This window comes from Enterobacter sp. YSU, assembly GCF_016082135.1.
Taxonomy (GTDB): Bacteria; Pseudomonadota; Gammaproteobacteria; order Enterobacterales; family Enterobacteriaceae; genus Enterobacter; species Enterobacter hormaechei_C.
Genome location: NZ_CP059487.1, coordinates 460,917 through 482,854 on the forward strand (window position 1 = coordinate 460,917; position 21,938 = coordinate 482,854).

A 21,938-nucleotide genomic window follows, 5' to 3' on the forward strand; every position below is an offset into this window, starting at 1 on the left:
CTGCTCACAGGCTGACGCTACGCGCCGGCGTAATGGCGCCATAGTCATTCACACTCTGCCAGGAGAGCGTGCCGCTCGCAGCGGCAGGCAGCACCTGCTGCGCCGAGCTTTTAGGAGCAACCATCAGGTTATCCAGCGTCTGACCTCCGAGCTTCAGATTGACCAGCGTGACGTAATACGGCGAGGCATTGCTCACCTTAAGATGGTTGCCGACGCGCTCAAAGCGCAGCTGTGAGAGCGCCTCTTCCGGCGGCATCGCCAGGTTAGCCGGGCGAACAAACAGCTTGATACGTGACAGAATAGCCAGTTGCAGGACGTTGTTGCCGTCCTGATGTTTTTTGCTGACGGAGGGAATCGCTTTGACGTTCATGTAAAAGAGCGATTCGCGATCGGCAGGCAGCGCCGGGCCTGCGTAGATAATGCGCAGGGTGTTTTCGCTGGCCGGCTCGCTGACAAACAGCGGCGGCGTGACGGCAAAGGTTTTTTCCTTTTGCCCGTTGGCATTTTCTATCCACGCGTTAATTAAATAGCGCTCTTGTTTATTGCTGTTGGTGATCGCCAGCGACGTTTGTTTGGCATCGGCCGGATAAATAACGCGCGTCGCGCCCAGCGCAATTCCGCCGGACGCATTCGCGCTGGCAGAAACCATCATCAAAATAAAAGCTAAAAACAGTCCAGGTTTAATCAGGGTGTTCATCACAACCGTACCTTTAATAATTAGTTCGCAGGCGTCAGGGATAAATCAACGTAAACCAGACATTCGACTGAATAGTGCCTGGTACAAGGTGTTCGGAAATTGCCCGGTAGCGGGCGCTGAAATGAAATACCAGCTCGCGGGTGTCAATGGGTAACCAGCTCACCGCCGTCGCGTTCGGGATGATCTGACGTTGCTGTTCGTCAAAAAGCGCCAGCCCGACACCACTGCTGACCGCATTTTCCCCCGGCCGCGATGTCGCCAGGAAAACCTGCGGGTCTTCTGCCGGTGTCACTCCCTGGAACTGGATCCCCACGGTGCGGGAGACGTCCACGCTGCAATCCAGCAGACGTACGGTGAAAGGCACATTAACCGTGGAAAAGCTGCCGACGCCGGAAAAGGCGTTTGTGCGGTATTGCCCCATATCCACGCGCATATTCTGGCTGTCCGGGGCCACGGCGCAGCCGCCGTTAACCAGCTCTCCCCTGAGGTGTACTTTGCCGCCGTCTATGACCACGGTATGTGCGTTTACCGCTGAGGCAATCGCAAGGGCACACAGCAGTATCCCAGTCCTTGTCATCCTTCGCTCCCGGTATAGGCGATCAAAAGACCTCTTCCCTGAGGCCAGCCACATCCCTGTACTCAGGCATTACTCGTATTTCATTACGAATGTTGCGTCCGCGTTTGCCTGGCCTGGCTCGGTGGTCGCCGCCGTGGCTTTATAGCGCGCGGTGAAGTTCAGGGTGTTAGTCCCTTCAATCAGGTTCTGCGCCGCAGAGAAGGTGGCGCCGTCCGGGGTCAGCGTGGAGGATTTGCTGTCGAGGATCTCAATACCTACGCCCTTCGCGGAGTTGTCGTTGTTACCGGAGCTTACCGCCAGCAGCGTTTTGTCGGTGGCGTCGATCTGGCCGGTAAACGCGACAGCAGCGGTTTTCGCTACCGCAGGATCGCAGTCGTTCAGTTCGATGGTGAACGGAATATTGGAGGTGGTGTCACCTACTTTAGTGAATTTCGCGGTACGGTACTGGCCAAGATTAACCGTCTGCTCTGAAGAGTCAGTATTCACTGAACACGCGGCATTCACTAATTCACCTTTAAAATGCACCGTACCACCGTTTACAGATACAGGCGTGGTAGTATCTTCTGCGTGAGCGGCACCCGCGACCAGGGCCAGAGTTGCAATAACAGTAGAAGCAATGTTGCTGAGTTTCATGTCTATTCCTTTAAAATGTAAATAACCCTTCCCGCGCATATTCGGGAATAAGAAATACGATCAATTAAAAAATTGAAGGCTTATTTCGGAGAGGACAAAGTAGCTCAGGAATTTATTTTGTAATATGTCAAAACGCTGCCATTTTGCCAGGTCACATCCTAATCACCTCTAAGAAATTGACCATGCCCTGAGAAGGGATTTTGCGGGACATCGATGAAATCTCGTAAAGGGTGACTGACAGCGGCGCTCGCTTCTGACAAAATACAGGCAATCCCTCCTTTCTAACGTTACAGACGGAATCTTCTCTCTGATGGCAGCAAAGATTATTGACGGTAAAACGATTGCGCAGCAGGTGCGCTCTGAGGTTGCGGAAAAAGTGAAGGCGCGTAAAGCCGCCGGATTTCGCGCCCCCGGGCTGGCCGTTGTGCTGGTTGGCAGCAACCCGGCTTCGCAAATTTATGTCGGCAGCAAACGCAAAGCGTGTGAAGAGGTGGGGTTCGTCTCCCGCTCTTACGATCTGCCGGAAACCACCAGCGAAGCGGAACTGCTGGAACTGATCGACACCCTGAATGCCGATAAAGAGATCGACGGCATCCTGGTTCAGCTGCCGCTGCCTGCGGGCATTGACAACGTGAAGGTGCTGGAGCGCATCGCGCCGGACAAAGACGTTGACGGTTTCCATCCGTATAACGTAGGCCGACTGTGCCAGCGCGCGCCGCGCCTGCGTCCGTGCACCCCGCGCGGCATCGTGACGCTGCTGGAGCGTTATAACATCGATACCTATGGCCTCAACGCCGTGGTGATTGGCGCCTCCAACATCGTGGGCCGCCCGATGAGCATGGAGCTGCTGCTGGCGGGCTGTACCACCACCGTTACCCACCGCTTCACTAAAAACCTGCGTCACCACGTCGAAAACGCCGATCTGCTGATCGTTGCGGTCGGCAAGCCGGGCTTTATTCCGGGCGAGTGGATCAAAGAGGGCGCAATCGTCGTGGACGTGGGTATTAACCGTCTGGAAAACGGCAAAGTGGTCGGCGACGTGGTGTATGAAGATGCCGCAGCGCGCGCATCCTATATCACTCCGGTCCCGGGCGGCGTAGGCCCGATGACGGTAGCAACACTGATTCAGAATACCTTGCAGGCGTGCGAGGAGTATCACGACGTAGAGGACGCGTAATCATGGCAACTTTTTCTTTGGGTAAACACCCGCACGTTGAGCTGTGCGATCTGCTGAAGCTGGAAGGCTGGAGCGAAAGCGGCGCGCAGGCGAAGATCGTCATCGCCGACGGGCAGGTAAAAGTAGACGGCGCGGTGGAAACCCGCAAGCGCTGCAAAATTGTCGCGGGTCAGACCGTGAGCTTCGCAGGACAAAGCGTGACCGTGACGGCCTGAGCTGTCTGATGCCCGGTGGCGCTGCGCTTACCGGGCCTACGTACTGTCTCCGTTTGTAGGCCGGGTAAGGCGAAGCCGCCACCCGGCAATTTCTCTCACAATCCCCTCACACCCATCACGGTTAATTATCGATCAACTTCAAATAATCACTATTCCCTCTGGCGAAATGTGAAAATTAAGTTGCGCGGTTTTCAGACTTTCCCCACGATAAGTAGAACGTTCTACTAAAACGTTCTACTTACAATAACAGCGTGAAAAAAGCGCTACTCGGGGGAAATCAGCATGAGCCTGATAACAGGGTTTGTTAAATCGCTGTCTAAGTTATCGATGATTGGTCGCGCCTTAATGCTGCCAATTTCACTGCTTCCCGCTGCGGGCCTGCTGCTGGCCTTCGGCGATAAGTTCCATCTGCCGCTGATGATGAACGCCGGCGGGGTTATCTTTGATAACCTGCCGATGCTGTTCGCCATCGGCTCTGCCGTCGGACTGGCTTCGGAATCCGGCATTGCCGCACTCTCTGCGGCGGTCTCCGTGTTTGTCACCAACATCACCATCAGCACCGTGCTGAGCATCACGCCGGAAATGGCCTCTCAGGGCGGCAAATACGCCATGGTCGTTGGCATTCCGACGTTGCAGATGGGCGTCTTTGGCGGCCTGATCTGCGGTATTCTTGCGGCCTGGTGTTACAACCGCTTCCACACCATGCAGTTGCCGGAGTTCCTCGGCTTCTTCTCCGGCAAGCGCTTTGTGGCGATTGCGACGGCGTTTCTGTCGTTCCTGCTCGGCCTGCTGCTGCCGTACGTCTGGCAGCATATTCAATCCGGGATCGACGCCCTGTCCGTGGTGGTGAACGGTGATAACCAGGCGGCCTCGACCTTTATCTTCGGGCTGGTGGAGCGCGCGTTGATCCCGCTCGGCCTGCACCATATCTGGTATCCCTCCTTCTGGTATTCCTTCGGGGATTACACTACCCAGGCGGGCCAGGTGATCCACGGTGACCAGACCATCTGGTTCAAGATGCTGGAAGAGGGAGTGAAATCCTTCAGCAGCGACACCTACCAGAACGCCGGGAAATTCATGCAGGGCGAGTTCCCGCTGATGCTGTTCGCACTGCCCGCGGCGTGTCTGGCGATGTACCACGAAGCGCACACGAAGAATAAGAAAATCGCGGCCGGTATTCTGTTCTCTGCGGCCCTCACCTGCTTCCTGACGGGCATCACCGAGCCGGTAGAGTTCACCTTTATCTTCGTGGCGCCGATCCTTTACGTCTTCAACGCCATCATGGCGGGCCTGGCGTACATGACCATGTACCTGCTGCATGCGCACATCGCCAAGTCGTTCTCGGCGGGCTTTATCGACTACCTGTCGTTCGGGATCCTGCCGTCGTTTAACGGCTATCAGACCAACTTCCTGAGCGCCATTATCATCGGCATTCCGATGGCATTGATCTACTACTTCACCTTCCGCTTCGTGATCCGTCGCTTCGACGTGAAGACGCCGGGCCGCACCGAAGTGACCGCCAGCGCGAATGACAAGTCCGATTCCGAACTTGCCACCGAAATCATCGGCCTGCTGGGCGGTGCGCAGAACATTGATTCCGTCGGCTCCTGCATCACACGTCTGCGTCTGGAAGTGGCGAAGAGCGAAGCGGTGGACCGGGACGGGCTGAACGGGCTTGGCGCGCGCGGCGTGGTGTTCGTTGGCGATAACGGAATACAGGTGATTTTCGGGGCCAGAGCACAGTTTATCGCCCAGACCATGTCCACGATGATTGGCAAATAATAAGATGCCTGAAGGAGGCGTCTCCTGTACGCTGGGGGACGCCTCTTATCTGGCTGATAATCGGGAAATTTCAGGGAGCGGTTTTGAAGAAAGTCAGCATCATTGATGTCGCAAAGCATGCGGGCGTGTCGGTTTCTACCGTTTCGCTGGTGCTGCGCCAGAAAGGGAAGATCTCAGAGGCGACGATCGGGAAGGTCAATGCCGCCATCACAACGCTGGGCTATGTTCATAACGTCGCCGCTGCCAATCTTCGCGCCAACACCTCCAACTTAATCGGCCTGATCCTGCGCGACTTCAGCGACAGCTTTTCCATCAAGGTGATGGCGAGCATCGTTCAGGAGCTGGAGAAACAGGGTTATATGGTATTTCTCGGTCAGCCGCTGAACGACGGCGAACATCTTGAGCGTACCCTGCTCTCATTTAAGCAGCAGGGCGTGGCGGGCGTCATCTACCTGGCGTCGGACACCCGCGCCGCCTCTCTTCCGGAACACATTCGTCACTGCCCGCTGCCGCTTGTGGCGGTTTCGCAGTCGTTGCTGGAAGAGAAATGCAACCTGGTGATGCGCGATAACCGCCAGGCGGCGAACCTGGCCGCGCGTTATCTTATCGAGCGCGGGCACCGTAACATCGCCTACATTGGCGGGCGCGACGGGTGCCGTATCCGCGAGCAGCGCCTGCTTGGTTTTCGCAGCGCGATGACGCAGAGCGGCCTGGTCTGGCGTGAGGAATATTCTCCCGCCTGCACCGATGACACGCAGGCGGCGGCCATGGCGACTCGTCAGTTGCTGGAGAAGAACAACACGATTACCGCCCTGCTCTGCCATTCACCGGACGCGATGATCGGTTCAATCTCAGGTATTCACCAGGTGGGGCGCACGGTGGGTAAAGACGTGTTTTTAACCCAGCAGGTGGCGCTGATTGGTTTTGAAGATATGCTCCACGTTAATCTCACGTCGCCGTCACTGACTTACGTTTCGTCTGCCAGCGAAGAGACCGGCCGCCAGGCGGCAGGGCTGATGATCCGCAGGCTGAAAGAGCCGGATCTGCAAACGCAGCGCATTACCCTCTCCGGGCAGCTTATCGCGCGGGAATCGGCGTAAAATCAGAATTTAGCACAGGTTTGCTGCGGCGGATCTGCTGCTATATTCCCATGATTTGCCATGGATAAATGCAATGCCTACCATTATCACCCACGCTGCCGTACCTCTGTGTCTGGGCTTAGGGCTCGGAACCAAAGTCATCCCACCCCGCCTGCTGTTTGCCGGGATCGTCCTCGCCATGCTGCCCGATGCCGACGTACTGGCGTTTAAATTCGGTGTCGCCTACGGGAATATTTTCGGCCACCGCGGTTTCACTCATTCGCTACTGTTTGCCCTGGTGGTGCCGATACTCTGCGTGCTGGCAGGCCGACGTTGGTTCAGGGCCAGCCTGACGCGCTGCTGGCTGTTTTTAACCGTGTCATTGCTGTCGCACAGCCTGCTGGATTCAATAACGACAGGCGGGAAAGGCGTCGGCTGGCTGTGGCCATGGTCTGATGAACGCTTCTTTGCGCCGTGGCAGGTGATCAAGGTCGCGCCGTTTGCGCTGTCACGCTACACCACGCCGTACGGGCATCAGGTAATCATTTCAGAACTGCTGTGGGTGTGGCTGCCGGGGATGGTGCTGATGGGGTTGCTGTGGTGGAGGCGGAGGTAAAAGAAAAGCCGGGTGGCGGCTACGCCTTACCCGGCCTACTTTCACCTGTAGGCCCGGTAAGCGTTAGCGCCACCGGGCGTTACGGACCTACTTACGACGCCAGGTGGTTCCCTGCGGGCCATCTTCCAGAATAATACCCATCTCGGTCAGACGGTTACGCGCCGCATCCGCCGCCGCCCAGTCTTTCGCCTGACGCGCTTCGAGACGTGCTTTGATCAGTGCTTCAATTTCCGCCACTTCACCGTCGTCCGCCTGCGCGCCGCTTTGCAGGAACAGGTCCGGCTCCTGCTCCAGCAGGCCGAGCACGGAAGAGAGCTTACGCAGATGAGACGCCAGCGCATTGGCCGCCGCCATATCTTCTGACTTCAGGCGGTTCACCTCACGCGCCATGTCGAACAGCACGGAGTAGGCTTCCGGGGTGTTGAAGTCGTCGTTCATGACCTCAACGAAGCGGGCCTCGAACGCCTCACCGCCTGCGGCCGGAACAGATTTATCGGTGCCGCGCAAGGCGGTATACAGACGCTCCAGCGCAGCGCGAGCCTGCTTCAGGTTCTCTTCGCTGTAGTTCAGCTGGCTGCGATAGTGGCCAGACATCAGGAAGTAGCGCACGGTTTCCGCGTCGTAATACTTCAGCACGTCGCGCACGGTGAAGAAGTTACCCAGCGATTTCGACATCTTCTCGCGGTCAACCATTACCATCCCGGAGTGCATCCAGTAGTTCACGTACTCGCCGCCGTGTGCACAGGTGGACTGCGCGATTTCGTTTTCATGGTGCGGGAACATCAGATCCGAACCGCCGCCATGGATGTCGAAATGGTTGCCCAGCTGCTTGCAGTTCATCGCGGAACATTCAATGTGCCAGCCCGGACGCCCTTCGCCCCACGGGGATGGCCAGCTCGGTTCGCCCGCTTTGGACATCTTCCACAGCACGAAGTCCATCGGATTACGCTTCACGTCAACCACGTCCACGCGCGCACCGGCCTGGAGCTGGTCCAGATCCTGGCGGGAAAGCGCACCGTAGGTTGGGTCCGTCGGCACCGAGAACATCACGTCGCCGTTGTCCGCCACATAGGCGTGACCGCGCTCGATCAGCTTTTGGGTGATATCAATGATTTCATGGATATGGTGGGTCGCACGCGGCTCGCTGTCCGGGCGCAGAATATTTAAGGCATCAAAATCCTTGTGCATTTCGGCGATCATGCGATCCACCAGCGCGACAAAGCTTTCGCCATTTTCATTAGCACGTTTAATGATTTTGTCGTCGATGTCGGTGATGTTGCGCACGTACTTCAGGTTATAGCCCAGGAAGCGCAGGTAGCGAGACACCACGTCAAACGCGACAAAGGTACGGCCATGGCCGATATGACAGAGATCGTAAACCGTAATACCACACACGTACATGCCGACTTCCCCGGCATGGATAGGTTTAAATTCCTCTTTTTGGCGCGTCATTGTATTAAAGATTTTTAACATCGGAGATTCCATGTAAACACGTGTGTGGATTGTTTGTTCCTTATAATACCCATAATTCGGAGTACGGTCAGCACACAATGCAAGGTGATCGTGTCCTGTGGTTATGCTATAACAAGCCCCTATATGTGACCCGAGCACGGGTCGACGCACCACAATAACGGAACAGGATGCAAAAATGGTTACTTTCCACACTAATCATGGCGATATCGTAATCAAAACCTTTGATGACAAAGCGCCTGAAACAGTTAAAAACTTCCTGGACTACTGCCGCGAAGGTTTCTACAACAACACTATTTTCCACCGTGTGATCAACGGCTTTATGATCCAGGGCGGCGGTTTCGAGCCTGGCATGCGCCAGAAAGAGACGAAAGAAGCGATCAAAAACGAAGCGAACAACGGCCTGAAAAACACCCGTGGTACGCTGGCAATGGCCCGTACTCAGGCGCCACACTCTGCGACCGCACAGTTCTTCATCAACGTAGCGGACAACGACTTCCTGAACTTCTCTGGCGAAAGTCTGCAAGGCTGGGGCTACTGCGTATTCGCAGAAGTGGTTGAAGGGATGGACGTGGTCGACAAGATCAAAGCCGTTTCTACTGGCCGCAGCGGTATGCACCAGGACGTTCCTAAAGAAGACGTTGTGATCACAAGCGTGACCGTCAGCGAGTAATTCGTGGCGACACTCTTTATTGCGGATCTGCATCTGCAAACAGAAGAACCGGCGATAACCGCCGGTTTTCTGCGTTTTTTACGCGGTGAAGCGAAAAGCGCCGACGCGCTGTACATTCTGGGCGACCTGTTTGAGGCCTGGATAGGCGACGACGATCCGAACCCGCTGCACCGTGAGATAGCTGCGGCCATTAAAGTGCTGGTGGATTCCGGCGTCCCCTGCTATTTCATTCACGGCAACCGTGATTTCCTGATCGGCCAGCGCTACGCCCGCGAGAGCGGTATGACGCTGCTGCCGGAAGAGCAGGTGCTCAACCTCTATGGCCGCAATATTCTGATCATGCACGGCGACACGCTCTGCACTGACGATACCGGCTACCTGGCGTTTCGCGCCAAAGTTCACACCCCGTGGATCCAGAAAGTGTTCCTCGCCCTGCCGCTGTTTATCCGCAACCGCATCGCCGCCAGAATGCGCGCGGGCAGCAAGGCCGCCAACAGCAGCAAATCGATGACCATCATGGACGTCAATCCGCAGGCGGTGGTGAAGGTGATGGAGAAGCATCGCGTTCAGTGGCTGATCCACGGCCATACCCATCGTCCCGATGTGCATTCCCTTATCGCCAACGGCGAGCCCGCCCATCGCGTGGTTTTAGGCGCCTGGCACAGCGAAGGATCGATGGTCAAAGTTACGCCGGAAGGTGTCGAACTGATCGCCTTCCCGTTTTAACGCCTCCCCGTCTTTTCGCTCATTTCCCGACCACGCAACCGTTTTCCTTGCCGGTATTACATGCTATTCTCTGTGCCCTCGAAAGCAGTGTGTTCCGCACCACAGGAGTTTTAAGACGCATGTCTTCCCGCAATAATCCGGCGCGTGTCGCCATCGTGATGGGGTCCAAAAGCGACTGGGCTACCATGCAGTTCGCCGCCGAAATCTTTGAAATCCTGAATGTTCCGCACCACGTCGAAGTGGTTTCCGCGCACCGTACGCCGGATAAACTGTTCAGCTTCGCCGAAAGCGCCGAAGAGAACGGTTACGAGGTGATCATTGCCGGTGCGGGCGGCGCAGCACATCTGCCGGGCATGATTGCCGCCAAAACGCTGGTGCCGGTACTGGGTGTTCCCGTGCAAAGCGCCGCGTTAAGCGGGGTGGATAGCCTTTACTCTATCGTCCAGATGCCGCGCGGTATTCCTGTCGGTACCCTGGCGATTGGTAAAGCAGGTGCGGCAAATGCCGCCCTGCTGGCCGCGCAGATCCTGGCGACGCATGATAAAGATTTGCACCAGCGTCTGGCGGAGTGGCGTAAAGCCCAGACCGATGAGGTGCTGGATAACCCGGATCCGCGGGGTGCAGCATGAAGCAGGTTTGCGTTCTTGGTAATGGTCAGCTTGGCCGGATGCTACGTCAGGCCGGTGAGCCGCTGGGTATTGCCGTCTGGCCCGTCGGGCTGGATGCCGAGCCGGAAGCCGTGCCGTTCCATCAGAGCGTGATCACCGCCGAAATTGAACGCTGGCCGGAAACCGCCCTGACCCGCGAGCTGGCGCGCCATAACGCCTTTGTGAACCGCGACGTCTTCCCGATCATTGCCGACCGTCTCACGCAAAAACAGCTTTTCGACAAGCTCGGCCTCGCGACCGCGCCGTGGCAGCTGCTTTCCGATAAGCGCGAGTGGGATGACGTGTTTGCGATGCTGGGAGACCTGGCGATTGTGAAGCGTCGCGTCGGCGGCTACGACGGCCGCGGGCAGTGGCGCCTGCGCGCGAACAACACCGCCGAGCTGCCGGACGACTGCTACGGCGAGTGCATTGTTGAGCAGGGCATTAACTTTAGCGGTGAAGTGTCGCTGGTTGGCGCGCGCGGGCATGACGGGCACACCGTTTTTTACCCGCTAACGCATAACCTGCATCAGGACGGGATTCTGCGCACCAGCGTCGCCTTCCCGCAGGCCAATGCTGACCAGCAGGCGCAGGCGGAAGAGATGCTCTCTGCCATTATGCATGAGCTGGGCTATGTGGGCGTGATGGCTATGGAGTGTTTCGTCACGCCGTCGGGTCTGCTGATCAACGAACTTGCGCCGCGCGTGCACAACAGCGGCCACTGGACGCAAAACGGCGCCTCCATCAGCCAGTTCGAGCTGCACCTGCGCGCCATCACCGATCTGCCGCTGCCGCAGCCGGTGGTGACCAGCCCGTCGGTGATGATCAACCTGATCGGCACCGATCTGAACTACAACTGGCTGAAGCTGCCGCTGTTGCACCTGCACTGGTACGACAAAGAGGTGCGTCCGGGGCGTAAGGTCGGCCATCTGAACCTGAACGATACCGACACGGACCGCCTGAGCGCCACGCTGGAAGCGATTGTTCCCCTGCTGCCGCCAGAATATGCGAGCGGTATTGTCTGGGCGCAGTCAAAACTGAAGTAAGTATCCCTCGCCGGGGAGTTGACCTTCCCCTTCCCCGGCGTACAATCCCCGCCCATTGCTGCTCAGTTTTCTTCTGGAACCACCATGAACGATGGAACGGACTATCGCGCGATCCTCGCGTCCGATACCCCTTTAATCGACGTTCGCGCGCCGATCGAATTTGCCCAGGGTGCGATGCCCGCCGCACTCAACCTGCCCTTAATGAACGACGACGAGCGTGCCGCCGTCGGCACCTGCTATAAACGCCAGGGTCCGGACGCCGCGCTGGCGCTCGGCCATAGCCTGGTCAACGGCGAGACGCGCGAGGCGCGCATCAGCGCCTGGCGGGAAGCCAGCCTTGCCCATCCTGAGGGCTACCTTTGCTGCGCGCGCGGTGGCCAGCGCTCACACATCTCCCAGGCCTGGCTGAAAGAGGCGGGCATCGACTACCCGCTGATCCGCGGCGGCTATAAGGCCCTGCGTCAGACGGCGATTCAGGTGACCATTGAGCAGTCACAAAAGCCGATGGTGCTTATCGGCGGCTGTACCGGTAACGGTAAAACGCTGCTGGTTAAGCAGCATGCGCAGGGCATCGATTTGGAAGGGCTGGCGCACCATCGCGGCTCGTCATTTGGTCGCACGCTCACCCCGCAGCTTTCTCAGGCGAGCTTTGAAAATCACCTTGCCGTCAAACTGCTAAAAAAAGACGCCGCGCGCTGGGTGCTGGAAGATGAAGGCCGGATGATTGGCTCTAACCACCTGCCGGAATGCCTGCGCGACCGCATGGCTGAAGCGCCTGTCGTGGTGGTCGAGGATCCGTTTGAGATCCGTCTTGAGCGCCTGCGCGAAGAGTATTTCGTCCACATGTGGGCCGACTTTTCTGCCGCCTACGGTGAAGAAGCGGGCTGGAAAGCATACAGCGAATATCTGCATCACGGCCTGTACGCCATTCGTCGCCGTCTGGGGCTGCAACGCTTCGCGGAATTTACCGCCCTGCTGGATGCCGCGCTTGTCGAGCAACAGCGTACTGGCAGCACTGACGCGCACTTCAGCTGGCTTGTGCCGCTGCTGAAGGACTATTACGACCCGATGTACGGCTACCAGCTGGAGAAAAAGGCGGAGAAGATTGTGTATCGCGGGACGTACGAAGAAATTGCTGAGTGGCTCGATCGCTGAAAAATAAAGCCGGGTGGCGAGGTAAAAGCAAAACGGCAACCTGGGTTGCCGTTTTTAATGTTTTTTCCCTCTCCCCGTGGGAGAGGGTCAGGGTGAGGGCATCAGGCCGCACCCTACATGACAACTTAGAAGTCGTAACGCAGACGCACCAGGTTCATGTCGCCCAGGTTGTCGGTGCTGGAGGTGAACACGTGTTCGTAATCCACGCGGAAACCGTAATCCAGCTGGAAGCTGATACCCACGCCGTTGTCGATGCGCTGGTAGTTACGGCCATTCACGTACTCGATACGGTCGCCCATGAAGTACGGCTGGATGGATTTCACCGCATACTGACCAACCGGGAACTTGTAACCCGCAAAGTATTCAATACCCCATGCATCACCGGCGAAGTAGTCGTTAACGGACACTTTTTTGGTGGTCAGGAAGTTCTGATACCAGCCGCCGCCTGCGGAGAAGGTCCAGTTATCCGGCGTCCAGCTCAGGGCGGTACCAAGGATGTTCTGGTCGTAGGATTTGCTGTCGCCGTTGTCCGGGTTACGCATGTCCGCGCGGGTGTAGTTCCACGCTGCGCCCCAGGTCAGATCGGTAGTCAGGTGATAATCGATACCCAGTGAACCGCCGCCTTTACGTTTGTAACGCAGGCCGTTGCCCGGCAGGTATTCGCTGTCTTCAAACAGGTAAGAGGCGTAGATGTCAGCATCGCCCACGGTTTTCTTGTACTTCAGCATCTGGCGTGAACGGTAAGAGCCGTCATAGTCGCCGTTGATCCCGTTACCTGGCGCCTGACCAATCATGTCGTAGTCCCAGATATCGGTTTTTGCGCCCACTACGTCATAGTACACGCTGTTCTGCTGGCCGAAGGTCAGCGTACCCCAGGTGTCGCTCTTCAGACCGGTGTAGAGCATACGACGAGAGGTGTCGTGCGCGCCGTCGGCGTAGTGATGATCCCAGTTGAACTGCGCCGGAATGTTCACACCCAGCTCGTAGTAGCTGATCCAGCTGATGTCATCGAACAGGTAGTAATCCGCAGCGAAACGGAAGCGGGTGCCGCCGTCAAAGCCGTTGCGCTTGTAGCTGTTTTTGCCGTCATCACCGGTCATATTCTGGAACTGAGGACGAATACTGCCGCCAACGGTGAAGTTCAGGCGGCTCAGCGGGTTACCCGCCTGCGGATCCTGTTTCAGAAGGGTGATTTCCGCCTGAGATGCGAAAGAAGCCAATGCCACTGCTGCGCCGATCGTTGTCGCCAGCGCTGTTTTTCTTATAGTCATTCTTTTTCCTTGATAGACACGCTGCTAAATATTTAGCTGGTGAATATTAACCGGAAAAATTCGGGCTGTGTGGGCGGGTTTTTAATGTTTTGTGCTACTAAATGCAGGGGCATTAACGATTTGTGCCGTTAAGCGATGACGCACCAGCAGAAATGCCGGTGCGTCATCATCACGTCAGTAAACTAGCTGACAAACTGGCGGAATAGCGCTTTACCTTTCAACAGCCGGGTTCCGAGCCAGCCGCCGCACAGGGACAGCAGCACGGCGCCGCAGACGGGCAGCGTTAACCACAGCCGCCAGTCGGGCTCCCACGGGAAGTCGAAGACTTTGCTCTGGAGTACCGCCAGCGCGGTTTCCGCTCCGATGGCCGCCACCAGGCCCGCCACCAGCCCGAGCAGGGCAAATTCGCTCCACAGCGTGGCGCGCAGCAGCCGTTTACTGGCTCCCAGCGTGCGGTAGACCACCAGCTCCTGATGACGCTGACGCATGCCCACCTGCACCTGCGCCAGCAGCAACAGCACGCCGCAGACGGTCACCAGCACTACCATCACCTCCAGCGCGCGGCTCACCTGCTCCAGCACCTGCCCGACCTGTTTGAGGATCGCGCCGATATCCAGCAGGCTCACCGTCGGAAATTCCCGGTTAAGCTGCGTCAGCATGCCGTTGCCGTTTTCCCAGCGGAAGCTGGTGAGCCAGCTCTGGGGCTGTCCGTCCAGCGCACCCGGCGGGAAGATGAAGAAGAAGTTTGGTCGCAGGCTTTCCCAGTCCACCTTACGCAGGCTGGTAACTTTGGCGGTGAAATCCTGGGTATCACCGGTGAAGGTCACGCTGTCGCCGAGGTTCACGTTCAGGCGTGTCGCCAGCCCCTCCTCCATCGACACTTCCCCCGCTTTCGGCGGCCAGGTGCCGGCAACGATCGGGTTATGGTCCGGACGTTTCGCCTGCCAGGTCAGGTTGAGTTCGCGATTGAGCGATTCATCCTTATTTCCCTCCGTCGACTGGCCGTTGATCTGCGTCAGGCGGGCGCGCACGATCGGATAGAACGATTCCGGAATAATGTGATGCTCAGACAGGAAACCCTTCAGCGGCGTCACCTGTTCGGGAGCAATGTTGATCAGGAAATAGTTCGGGCTTTCCGGCGGAAGCTGCTGCTGCCAGCGATCCAGCAGATCACCGCGCAGTACCAGCAGAAGCGCCAGCAGCATAAAAGACAGCGAAAATGCCGAGAGCTGGCTGAGGGTAGACCACGGCTGGTGCAGCAGTCGGTTAACCGCTAACCGTATGGGGAGTGATTTAACTGTCAGCTTTCTCAGGACATTAAGCAGTATCCAGCCCACTACGCCGCACAGCAGCGCCAGCACCACCGCACCCGCCAGCACCGCCCACAGCAGCGTACTGCCGCCCATCAGCCAGGCCAACAGCCCGACCGCCACCGCAATAATCACCGGCAGATAGAACTTCAGCGGCCAGACGCTGGCCACCACATCGCGGCGCAGCACGCGCAGCGGCTGGGTGGCGAGAAGCAGCCGGTACGGGCGTAACCCCACCAGCAGGGAGATCGTCGTCATCGCGCCGATGGCCCACAGCCACGGCCAGAGGCTGGCAGGCGGTAATGCGGCGGGGAGTACCGGTTTGAGCAGCACCATCAGCAGCTTTTCAAACAGCAGCCCTATCGCCCCGCCGGTCAGAGCCGACAGCGCCAGCACCATTAGCCACTGGCCGACAATCAGCTTGCGCAGCTGCGCGCGGCCCGCGCCGAGGGTTTTGAGGATCGCCACCAGATCGTAACGGCTGCGGCAGTAGTGCCCCATCGCCACGGCAACCGCCGCAATGGCAAGCAGCAAGGTTAACAGCGCCGACAGCAGCAGGAACTGCTGGGAACGTTCGAGGGATTTGCCGAGCGCCCCGTCATCCTGCTCCAGCCCGTACCAGCGGTGTTCCGGCTTGAGCTGCGGCAGGAGCCATTTTTCGTACGCCTCCAGCTGAGCAGGCGTCCCGCCAAACTTATACCGCCAGGTGACACGGCTTCCCGGCTGGACGGCGTTGGTTTTCGCCACATCAGCGGTGTTCATCAGCAGGCGCGGCGCAAGCTGGAACGGATTAAATCCGGAGTCGGGCTCCTGCACTACTTCCCCGGCAATTTTGAGTGTCGCGTCGCCGACGTCGATACTGTCGCCGGGTTTCAGGTTCAGCAGCGCCATCAGTCGCGATGCCAGCAGGACCGTACCGGCCGTCGGTTTTAGCCCCGGCGGGCTGGTTTGTAAGTCACCATACATCGGGTAGATGTCACCCACGGCTTTTACGCTGGCAAGCTGCGGCGTGTCGCCCGCAAAGGTCATAGTCTGAAAGGTGATCTGCTCCCCTACCTTCAGCCCCTCTTTGCGCGCTTCCTCAATCCAGCCCGGCGGCACGGGGCGAGAACTTTGCAGAGCCCGGTCCCCGGCCATAAATTCCCGACTCTGCTGGCTAAGCCCTTTCTCCATACGATCGCTGACGCTGCCGAGCGCCAGCACGCAGGCCACCGCCAGGCTCAACGCCAGCCAGACAATCAGCAGCGAGGGCGAGCGCCACTCGCGCCAGAACCAGCGGGCAATCATGCTTCCTCCTGAAGAATACCGTTCACCAGCCGCAGGCGGCGGTCGCAGCGGGCGGCCAGCTGCGGATCGTGGGTAACCAGAATCAGCGTGGTGCCGTGCTCGCGGTTGAGGGAAAACAGCAGATCGGCAATCTTGTCTCCGGTTTTACGGTCAAGGTTACCAGTGGGTTCATCGGCAAACAGCACTTCAGGGCGCCCGTTAAACGCCCGCGCCAGCGCCACGCGCTGCTGCTCACCGCCGGAAAGCTGTGCCGGAAGATGGTCGAGACGTTTTCCCAGCCCCAGCTGTTCCAGCAACGCCTTGGCGTGATCGCGGCTTTCACGAGTATTGTCACCACGCAGCAGGCCGGGCAGCTCAACGTTTTCCAGCGCGTTCAGCGTCGGGATCAGCATGAATGACTGAAAGACAAACCCGATATGCCGGGCACGCAGCGCGGCGCGGGCCTCTTCATCAAGCGCGTGGAGGAGCTGGCCGACCAGGTTCACTTCCCCACTGCTGCCATCGTCCAGACCGGCGAGAATGGCCAGCAGCGTGGACTTACCGGAACCGGATTCACCAATCAGGGCGATGGTTTCGGCACGTTTGACAACGAGTTCAACTCCGGTGAGGATGGAAAGCTCGTGTTCTCCCTGACCGACGGACTTCTTAAGACGATGAACTTCAACAATGTTTTCCGCTGGCATTTGCCCTTCCTGTTTTTGATGCTGATGACCTTCCGCGCGGCGGCTGCGGACACGTTATTGATTCTGGGCGACAGCCTGAGCGCGGGCTATCGTATGGCCGCCAGTGCGGCCTGGCCCGCCCTGCTCAATGATAAATGGCAGTCCCGGGCGTCTGTCGTGAACGGCAGCATCAGCGGCGATACGTCGCAGCAAGGCTTATCGCGCCTGCCTGCCCTGCTTAAGCAGCATCAACCGCGTTGGGTGCTGGTTGAACTGGGCGGTAATGATGGTTTGCGCGGCTTCCAGCCTCAGCAAACGGAGCAAACGCTGCGGACCATTTTGCAGACCATTAAGGCCGCCAATGCCCAGCCGCTGCTGATGCAAATTCGCCTGCCCGCCAACTACGGCCGTCGGTATAATGAGGCGTTTAGCGCGATCTATCCTAAGCTTGCCAAAGAGTTTGATATTCCGCTGCTGCCATTTTTCATGGAAGAGGTCTATCTGAAACCCCAGTGGATGCAGGATGATGGCATTCACCCCAATCGCGATGCCCAGCCGTTCATTGCCGACTGGATGGCAACCCGGCTGGCTCCTTTAGTAAAACATGACTCGTCAAACAGCTGAGAACCTGACAGGTAAAGTTATGCAAAAATCGGTCTTAATAACAGGATGTTCCAGCGGAATTGGCCTTGAAAGCGCCCTTGAACTGAAACGTCAGGGGTTTTGGGTACTGGCAGCCTGCCGCAAACCCGAGGATGTCGAACGCATGCGAGGGCTGGGATTTACCGGCATTCTGCTGGATCTTGATTCGCCAGAGAGCGTAGAGCAGGCCGCCGATGAGGTTATCGCCCTGACCAACAACCGTCTTTACGGTCTGTTCAACAATGCGGGCTACGGCGTGTACGGCCCGCTACAGACTCTCTCACGGGAACAGCTGGAGCAGCAGTTCTCCGCAAACTTTTTCGGGGCGCATCAGCTTACCATGCGCCTTCTCCCCGCCATGCTGCCGCACGGCGAAGGGCGCATCGTGATGACCTCCTCGGTCATGGGCCTGATCTCCACGCCGGGCCGCGGGGCTTACGCCGCCAGTAAATATGCGCTTGAAGCCTGGTCCGATGCGTTGCGCATGGAGCTGCGCCACAGCGGTATTAAGGTCAGCCTGATTGAACCGGGCCCGATCCGCACCCGCTTTACGGAAAACGTTAACCAGACGCAGGCGGACAAACCGGTCGAAAACCCCGGCATCGCGGCGCGTTTTACGCTTGGGCCAGAAGCCGTCGTTGCCAAAGTGCGCCACGCGTTTGAGAGCGATACCCCTAAAATGCGCTATCCGGTCACGCTGGTAACCCATGCCGTCGGCTGGTTGAAACGCCTGCTGCCGGGGCGGATGATGGACAAAATTTTGCAGGGTTGAGTTGAAGCGACGACGCTTACCCCCATGTAAAGAGTAAACCGATAAAAGAGAATGCCGCATGTCCGTACAGAATATCGTCAACATAACTGAAGCTAACCTGCAACAGACGCTCGAACAGTCAATGATTAAACCGGTGCTGTTCTACTTCTGGTCTGAACGCAGCCAACACTGCCTGCAACTGACGCCGGTCCTGGAAAGCCTTGCCGCGCAGTACAACGGTCAGTTCATTCTGGCGAAGCTGGATTGTGACGCCGAACCAATGGTGGCTTCCCAGTTTGGCCTGCGCGCGATCCCAACCGTCTATCTGTTCCAGAACGGTCAGCCGGTGGATGGCTTCCAGGGGCCGCAGCCGGAAGAGGCGATCCGCGCCCTGCTGGATAAAGTTCTGCCGCGCGAAGAAGAGCTGAAAGCGCAGGAAGCCATGGCGCTGATGCAGGAAGGCAAGTACGACGAGGCGCTGCCGCTGTTAAAAGACGCGTGGCAGCTGTCGAACCAGAACAGCCAGATTGGTCTGCTGCTGGCAGAGACCCAGATTGCGCTGCACCGCCCTGAAGACGCGGAAGCCGTGCTGAAAACGGTGCCGATGCAGGATCAGGATACCCGTTATCAGGGTCTGGTGGCGCAGATTGACCTGCTGAAACAGGCGGCCGATACCCCTGAAATTCAACAGCTTCAGCAGCAGGTTGCGGACAACCCGCAGGATGCCGCGCTGGCAAGCCAGCTGGCGCTTCAGCTTCATCAGGTGGGGCGTAACGAAGAGGCGCTGGAGCTGCTGTTTAGCCATCTTCAGAAGGACCTGGGCGCCGCAGACGGACAGGCGCGGAAGATGTTCCAGGAGATCCTGGCCGCGCTGGGTACCGGTGACGCGCTGGCGTCGAAATATCGTCGTCAGCTGTACGCGTTGCTCTACTAGTAAAAAAATGCCCGGTGGCGCTAACGCTTACCGGGCCTACAAAAGCCGATATTACCCCGTCTTTTTCAACTGCGTCACCACCAGCTGGTGGCGCGCGTTGTAAAACTTCCGATAGGTCAGGTAGCAGGCAATGATGGTGGACAGGCTCGCCGTAGAGAGCAGCATAAACGTCACCATAATCTGGTACTTAATCGCTTTTACCGGATCGATACCGGCAAAAATCAGCCCCGACATCATGCCCGGCAGGCTCACCAGACCCACCGTTTTGGCGGAATCCACCGTTGGGATCAGCGAAGAGCGAATGCTGTCGCGGATCAACCGCGCAGAGGCCACCTTCGGCGTCGCGCCCAGGCTTAGCTTCTCCTGAAGCTGCTGCTGTTCACTGCTGAACCGTTGCCCCAGATTGTTGTAGCACAACCCGACCGCCACCATCGCATTGCCCGCAATCATCCCGGAAATGGGGATCACCTGCATCGGCGTAAATTCTATCGAGCCGGAGAGTACCAGTACCGCCAGCGTTAACGCGGTCCCGGTAGTGATGGCGATCAACGACGAAATGAACGCTTTATCGATGTATTTACTGCGTTTCTGCGCGTTCCATGCCGCGTTAAAGCAGATAAACAGCACCATCAACAGGGTCAGCACGGCATGATTGACGTTGAAGATGTATTTCAGCACATAGCCGACGATGATGAGCTGAATGACCGCGCGGGCGATACTCCAAAGAATATCTTTTTCCAGCCCCAGCTTTTCCCGGTAGCTGACCACAATCGCCACCAGCACCAGGACCATCGACAGCGCCAGCGATTCGTTGGTTATGTTATGTTCACCCACGATGAGCCTCCTCCATTTTCCCGCCCTGCGGCCTGAGCGTGATGACATCATCCGCATGGGTAATTTCATTTGAATCATGCGTCACCCACAGCACGGCAATATTCTGCTCCCGGGCGTAGCGATGGATAATGTCATTGACGTTGCGCTTGTTAGCGTCATCCAGCGCGCTGGTGATTTCGTCCAGCAACAGCGCCTTCGGCAAGAATTGCAGGTTACGGATCAGCGAGACGCGCTGCTTTTCCCCTCCCGACAGTTCGGCGATCGATTTGGTCAGCGTCTCCGGCGAAAGCCCGAACCGGGTCAGATCGTCGGTAAACTTTTTCGGATCAGGCGTTTGGTTGCGGATGTGCCAGGGGAAAACCAGATTGTCGTACACCGTGTCGCCAAACAGGGACGGCGTTTGCACGCAGTATGACACCTGCTGGCGATAGCTTTCCGGTGAAAGCGTGGCGATATCTTTTCCTGCAAACAGGATGGTTCCCTCCGTTGGGCTCAGTAGCGAAGCCACGATTTTCAGGAGGGTGCTTTTGCCGCAGCCGGAGGGGCCAGTTATCAGTTTAAATTCGCCCGGAGAGAGACAAAAATCAACGTGCTGAAGGATGGTGTTATCACCCACACGAAAGCCAACATCCGTGATATCCAGAAGATTTTTTTTATTATTCATTCCGATTCCATTAACCGCTGTAATAAGAACAGCCTTTAGCATAATCCTTTCCGCTACGCAGCGCGAATAGCCTTAACGTATAGCAAGTGTTAAACTTTTTGCTCGCTAATTGTCACCTCTATAACTACAGGAAGTCAGCAACATGACACATATCTTTTATGAGTTCTCTTCCCTGAAGCCTGGTGTTCCTGATGTGGAAACATTAATGGAAGTCATCAATTCTTCTGAACTCACGCGTTTTGTCATGGGTGCAGAGGTGGTCGATTTTGTTAAGAAGGCGCTCATCGTTAACACCACAATCGGTAGCTTTAAAAACTGCTATTTTGCATTCGATGATGGAGCGTACTTTCTCGAGTTTGACGGCAAGGGTAAATCCAGACGCTTTACTGAGGTGCCGGACTGGTTCGTTTCCCCCGCGGAATTTGCCCGCTCGCAATGGCTGATTAACCATGATCTGGCCGATGTGAAGGCGACGGCGTTTATTGACGTGCTGATGTCCTACCCGCTTAAAGAGCGCCGGGCGCACTGCAATCTGCTGTTTGGTCTGGATCTGCATAAGGTCAATGTGGTTCCGGCGCCTACAGCCCCTGCCGGAAAAATGGGCAATAAAAACGGAAAAACCACCAAGCCTCGCGTCACGGATCTCGGCTCTTTTGAGCTTTTTACCGCGTTCTTTGCGCGTATGAAAACCGCCGTCAATGCTAATGAATTCCCTACCCTACAGGTGCTGACCGGCCAGGAGGATCTTACAAAAGCGCCGCACAGCTTAAAGCAAGGGATCAGAACCTGGTTTAAGGCGATTACCGGCGATCTGCCGCCGAACAACAAACGTGTCGGGGCGGGCAATGCGGTATTGTTCTGCGCTCCCGTTCGCGAGCAGATCCAGCAGATAGAGGCCATCGGCCTGGAAAAATACTATCAGGGCTTATCAAAAGCTATCGCTGACGCCGGGGATGGGTTTATCACTGACTTCAGCTATACCTGGTCTGAAAAGTAACGCTTTGCGCCCCGCATCCCGAACGGGGCGTTTTATTTCTGCCAGTCCGGTTCCCACCTCTTTACAGGGGCGAAATCCTGTTCGTTAGCCGAT

At 57.4% G+C, this 21,938-nt stretch carries 23 protein-coding genes; 14 read left to right on the forward strand and 9 right to left on the reverse strand.

The annotated features are described in order from the left end of the window. Positions 1–4: 4 nt before the first annotated feature. The 3 genes from fimC to fimA form a co-directional block, all read right to left on the reverse strand. The gene (gene fimC / locus H2Z33_RS02195; protein WP_015571222.1) at positions 5–697 is read right to left on the reverse strand and encodes a type 1 fimbria chaperone FimC; all 693 of its coding nucleotides are present in this window, start codon (positions 695–697) and stop codon (positions 5–7) included. Between the two features lie 34 nt (positions 698–731). Then, positions 732–1,274, reverse strand: coding sequence for a type 1 fimbrial protein subunit FimI (gene fimI / locus H2Z33_RS02200; protein WP_017383235.1), 543 nt, complete (start codon positions 1,272–1,274; stop codon positions 732–734). Positions 1,275–1,343: 69 nt separating this feature from the next. Beyond that, complete coding sequence (fimA, locus tag H2Z33_RS02205) at positions 1,344–1,907, reverse strand: type 1 fimbrial major subunit FimA (RefSeq protein WP_015571223.1); 564 nt, start codon at positions 1,905–1,907, stop codon at positions 1,344–1,346. A gap of 310 nt (positions 1,908–2,217) precedes the next feature. Between fimA and folD the strand changes: the two genes are divergently transcribed. From folD to H2Z33_RS02230, 5 genes are all read left to right on the forward strand, one after another. After that, entirely contained in the window at positions 2,218–3,084 is an 867-nt protein-coding gene (folD, locus tag H2Z33_RS02210) for a bifunctional methylenetetrahydrofolate dehydrogenase/methenyltetrahydrofolate cyclohydrolase FolD (protein ID WP_006809817.1), read from the forward strand. Between the two features lie 2 nt (positions 3,085–3,086). Then, positions 3,087–3,299, forward strand: a complete 213-nt coding sequence (ybcJ, locus tag H2Z33_RS02215) for a ribosome-associated protein YbcJ (RefSeq protein WP_017694378.1) — start codon at positions 3,087–3,089, stop codon at positions 3,297–3,299. A 282-nt stretch (positions 3,300–3,581) separates the two neighbouring features. Further along, positions 3,582–5,081 carry a PTS transporter subunit EIIC gene (locus tag H2Z33_RS02220; protein WP_015571225.1) on the forward strand — a complete coding sequence of 500 codons (1,500 nt, stop codon included), beginning with the start codon at positions 3,582–3,584 and terminating at the stop codon, positions 5,079–5,081. Between the two features lie 83 nt (positions 5,082–5,164). Then, positions 5,165–6,181 (forward strand): Mal regulon transcriptional regulator MalI, encoded by a 1,017-nt coding sequence (gene malI / locus H2Z33_RS02225; RefSeq protein WP_023303216.1) that lies wholly within the window; start codon positions 5,165–5,167, stop codon positions 6,179–6,181. 73 nt (positions 6,182–6,254) lie between these two features. Next, a complete protein-coding gene (locus H2Z33_RS02230; RefSeq protein ID WP_032647481.1) occupies positions 6,255–6,776 on the forward strand; it encodes a metal-dependent hydrolase in 522 nt (173 codons plus the stop codon). An 87-nt stretch (positions 6,777–6,863) separates the two neighbouring features. On the opposite strand, the gene cysS is transcribed toward H2Z33_RS02230, so the two are convergent. After that, positions 6,864–8,249, reverse strand: coding sequence for a cysteine--tRNA ligase (gene cysS, locus H2Z33_RS02235; RefSeq protein ID WP_017383232.1), 1,386 nt, complete (start codon positions 8,247–8,249; stop codon positions 6,864–6,866). 175 nt (positions 8,250–8,424) lie between these two features. Between cysS and ppiB the strand changes: the two genes are divergently transcribed. From ppiB to mnmH, 5 genes are all read left to right on the forward strand, one after another. Next, on the forward strand, positions 8,425–8,919 hold the full coding sequence (ppiB, locus tag H2Z33_RS02240; RefSeq protein ID WP_000256009.1) for a peptidylprolyl isomerase B: 495 nt from the start codon (positions 8,425–8,427) through the stop codon (positions 8,917–8,919). Positions 8,920–8,922: 3 nt separating this feature from the next. Next, a complete protein-coding gene (lpxH, locus tag H2Z33_RS02245; RefSeq protein ID WP_017694382.1) occupies positions 8,923–9,645 on the forward strand; it encodes a UDP-2,3-diacylglucosamine diphosphatase in 723 nt (240 codons plus the stop codon). A gap of 119 nt (positions 9,646–9,764) precedes the next feature. Next, entirely contained in the window at positions 9,765–10,274 is a 510-nt protein-coding gene (gene purE, locus H2Z33_RS02250) for a 5-(carboxyamino)imidazole ribonucleotide mutase (RefSeq protein ID WP_006809824.1), read from the forward strand. Then, positions 10,271–11,338, forward strand: a complete 1,068-nt coding sequence (gene purK / locus H2Z33_RS02255) for a 5-(carboxyamino)imidazole ribonucleotide synthase (protein ID WP_063134762.1) — start codon at positions 10,271–10,273, stop codon at positions 11,336–11,338. The genes purE and purK overlap by 4 nt, the downstream gene beginning before the upstream one ends. Positions 11,339–11,422: 84 nt before the next feature. Further along, entirely contained in the window at positions 11,423–12,493 is a 1,071-nt protein-coding gene (mnmH, locus tag H2Z33_RS02260; RefSeq protein WP_063134761.1) for a tRNA 2-selenouridine(34) synthase MnmH, read from the forward strand. A 125-nt stretch (positions 12,494–12,618) separates the two neighbouring features. Here mnmH and H2Z33_RS02265 read toward each other — a convergent pair whose 3' ends face one another. The 3 genes from H2Z33_RS02265 to ybbA all read right to left on the reverse strand — a co-directional run bounded on the left by H2Z33_RS02265 (position 12,619) and on the right by ybbA (position 17,044). Then, positions 12,619–13,764 carry a porin gene (locus H2Z33_RS02265; protein WP_017383228.1) on the reverse strand — a complete coding sequence of 382 codons (1,146 nt, stop codon included), beginning with the start codon at positions 13,762–13,764 and terminating at the stop codon, positions 12,619–12,621. A 182-nt stretch (positions 13,765–13,946) separates the two neighbouring features. Next, positions 13,947–16,361: a putative ABC transporter permease subunit YbbP gene (gene ybbP / locus H2Z33_RS02270; RefSeq protein WP_063134760.1), complete on the reverse strand. Its 2,415-nt coding sequence runs from the start codon at positions 16,359–16,361 to the stop codon at positions 13,947–13,949. Beyond that, entirely contained in the window at positions 16,358–17,044 is a 687-nt protein-coding gene (ybbA, locus tag H2Z33_RS02275; RefSeq protein ID WP_063134759.1) for a putative ABC transporter ATP-binding protein YbbA, read from the reverse strand. Before ybbA ends, ybbP begins: the two co-directional genes overlap by 4 nt. Between ybbA and tesA the strand changes: the two genes are divergently transcribed. Genes tesA through H2Z33_RS02290 form a run of 3 tightly spaced genes read left to right on the forward strand, consistent with a single transcriptional unit; the run spans position 17,015 to position 19,350 of the window. Further along, on the forward strand, positions 17,015–17,647 hold the full coding sequence (gene tesA / locus H2Z33_RS02280; RefSeq protein ID WP_003858933.1) for a multifunctional acyl-CoA thioesterase I/protease I/lysophospholipase L1: 633 nt from the start codon (positions 17,015–17,017) through the stop codon (positions 17,645–17,647). The genes ybbA and tesA overlap by 30 nt on opposite strands. Then, the gene (locus H2Z33_RS02285; RefSeq protein ID WP_006809829.1) at positions 17,628–18,437 is read left to right on the forward strand and encodes an SDR family oxidoreductase; all 810 of its coding nucleotides are present in this window, start codon (positions 17,628–17,630) and stop codon (positions 18,435–18,437) included. Before tesA ends, H2Z33_RS02285 begins: the two co-directional genes overlap by 20 nt. A 58-nt stretch (positions 18,438–18,495) precedes the next feature. After that, positions 18,496–19,350 (forward strand): co-chaperone YbbN, encoded by an 855-nt coding sequence (locus tag H2Z33_RS02290; RefSeq protein WP_017383224.1) that lies wholly within the window; start codon positions 18,496–18,498, stop codon positions 19,348–19,350. A gap of 51 nt (positions 19,351–19,401) precedes the next feature. On the opposite strand, the gene fetB is transcribed toward H2Z33_RS02290, so the two are convergent. Together fetB and fetA are read right to left on the reverse strand one after the other, a co-directional pair. Continuing rightward, complete coding sequence (fetB, locus tag H2Z33_RS02295) at positions 19,402–20,184, reverse strand: iron efflux ABC transporter permease subunit FetB (RefSeq protein ID WP_017383223.1); 783 nt, start codon at positions 20,182–20,184, stop codon at positions 19,402–19,404. Beyond that, positions 20,177–20,848 carry an iron efflux ABC transporter ATP-binding subunit FetA gene (gene fetA / locus H2Z33_RS02300; protein ID WP_063134758.1) on the reverse strand — a complete coding sequence of 224 codons (672 nt, stop codon included), beginning with the start codon at positions 20,846–20,848 and terminating at the stop codon, positions 20,177–20,179. The genes fetB and fetA overlap by 8 nt, the downstream gene beginning before the upstream one ends. Positions 20,849–20,990: 142 nt before the next feature. Between fetA and H2Z33_RS02305 the strand changes: the two genes are divergently transcribed. Further along, entirely contained in the window at positions 20,991–21,845 is an 855-nt protein-coding gene (locus tag H2Z33_RS02305) for a hypothetical protein (protein WP_015571236.1), read from the forward strand. Positions 21,846–21,938 lie beyond the last annotated feature (93 nt).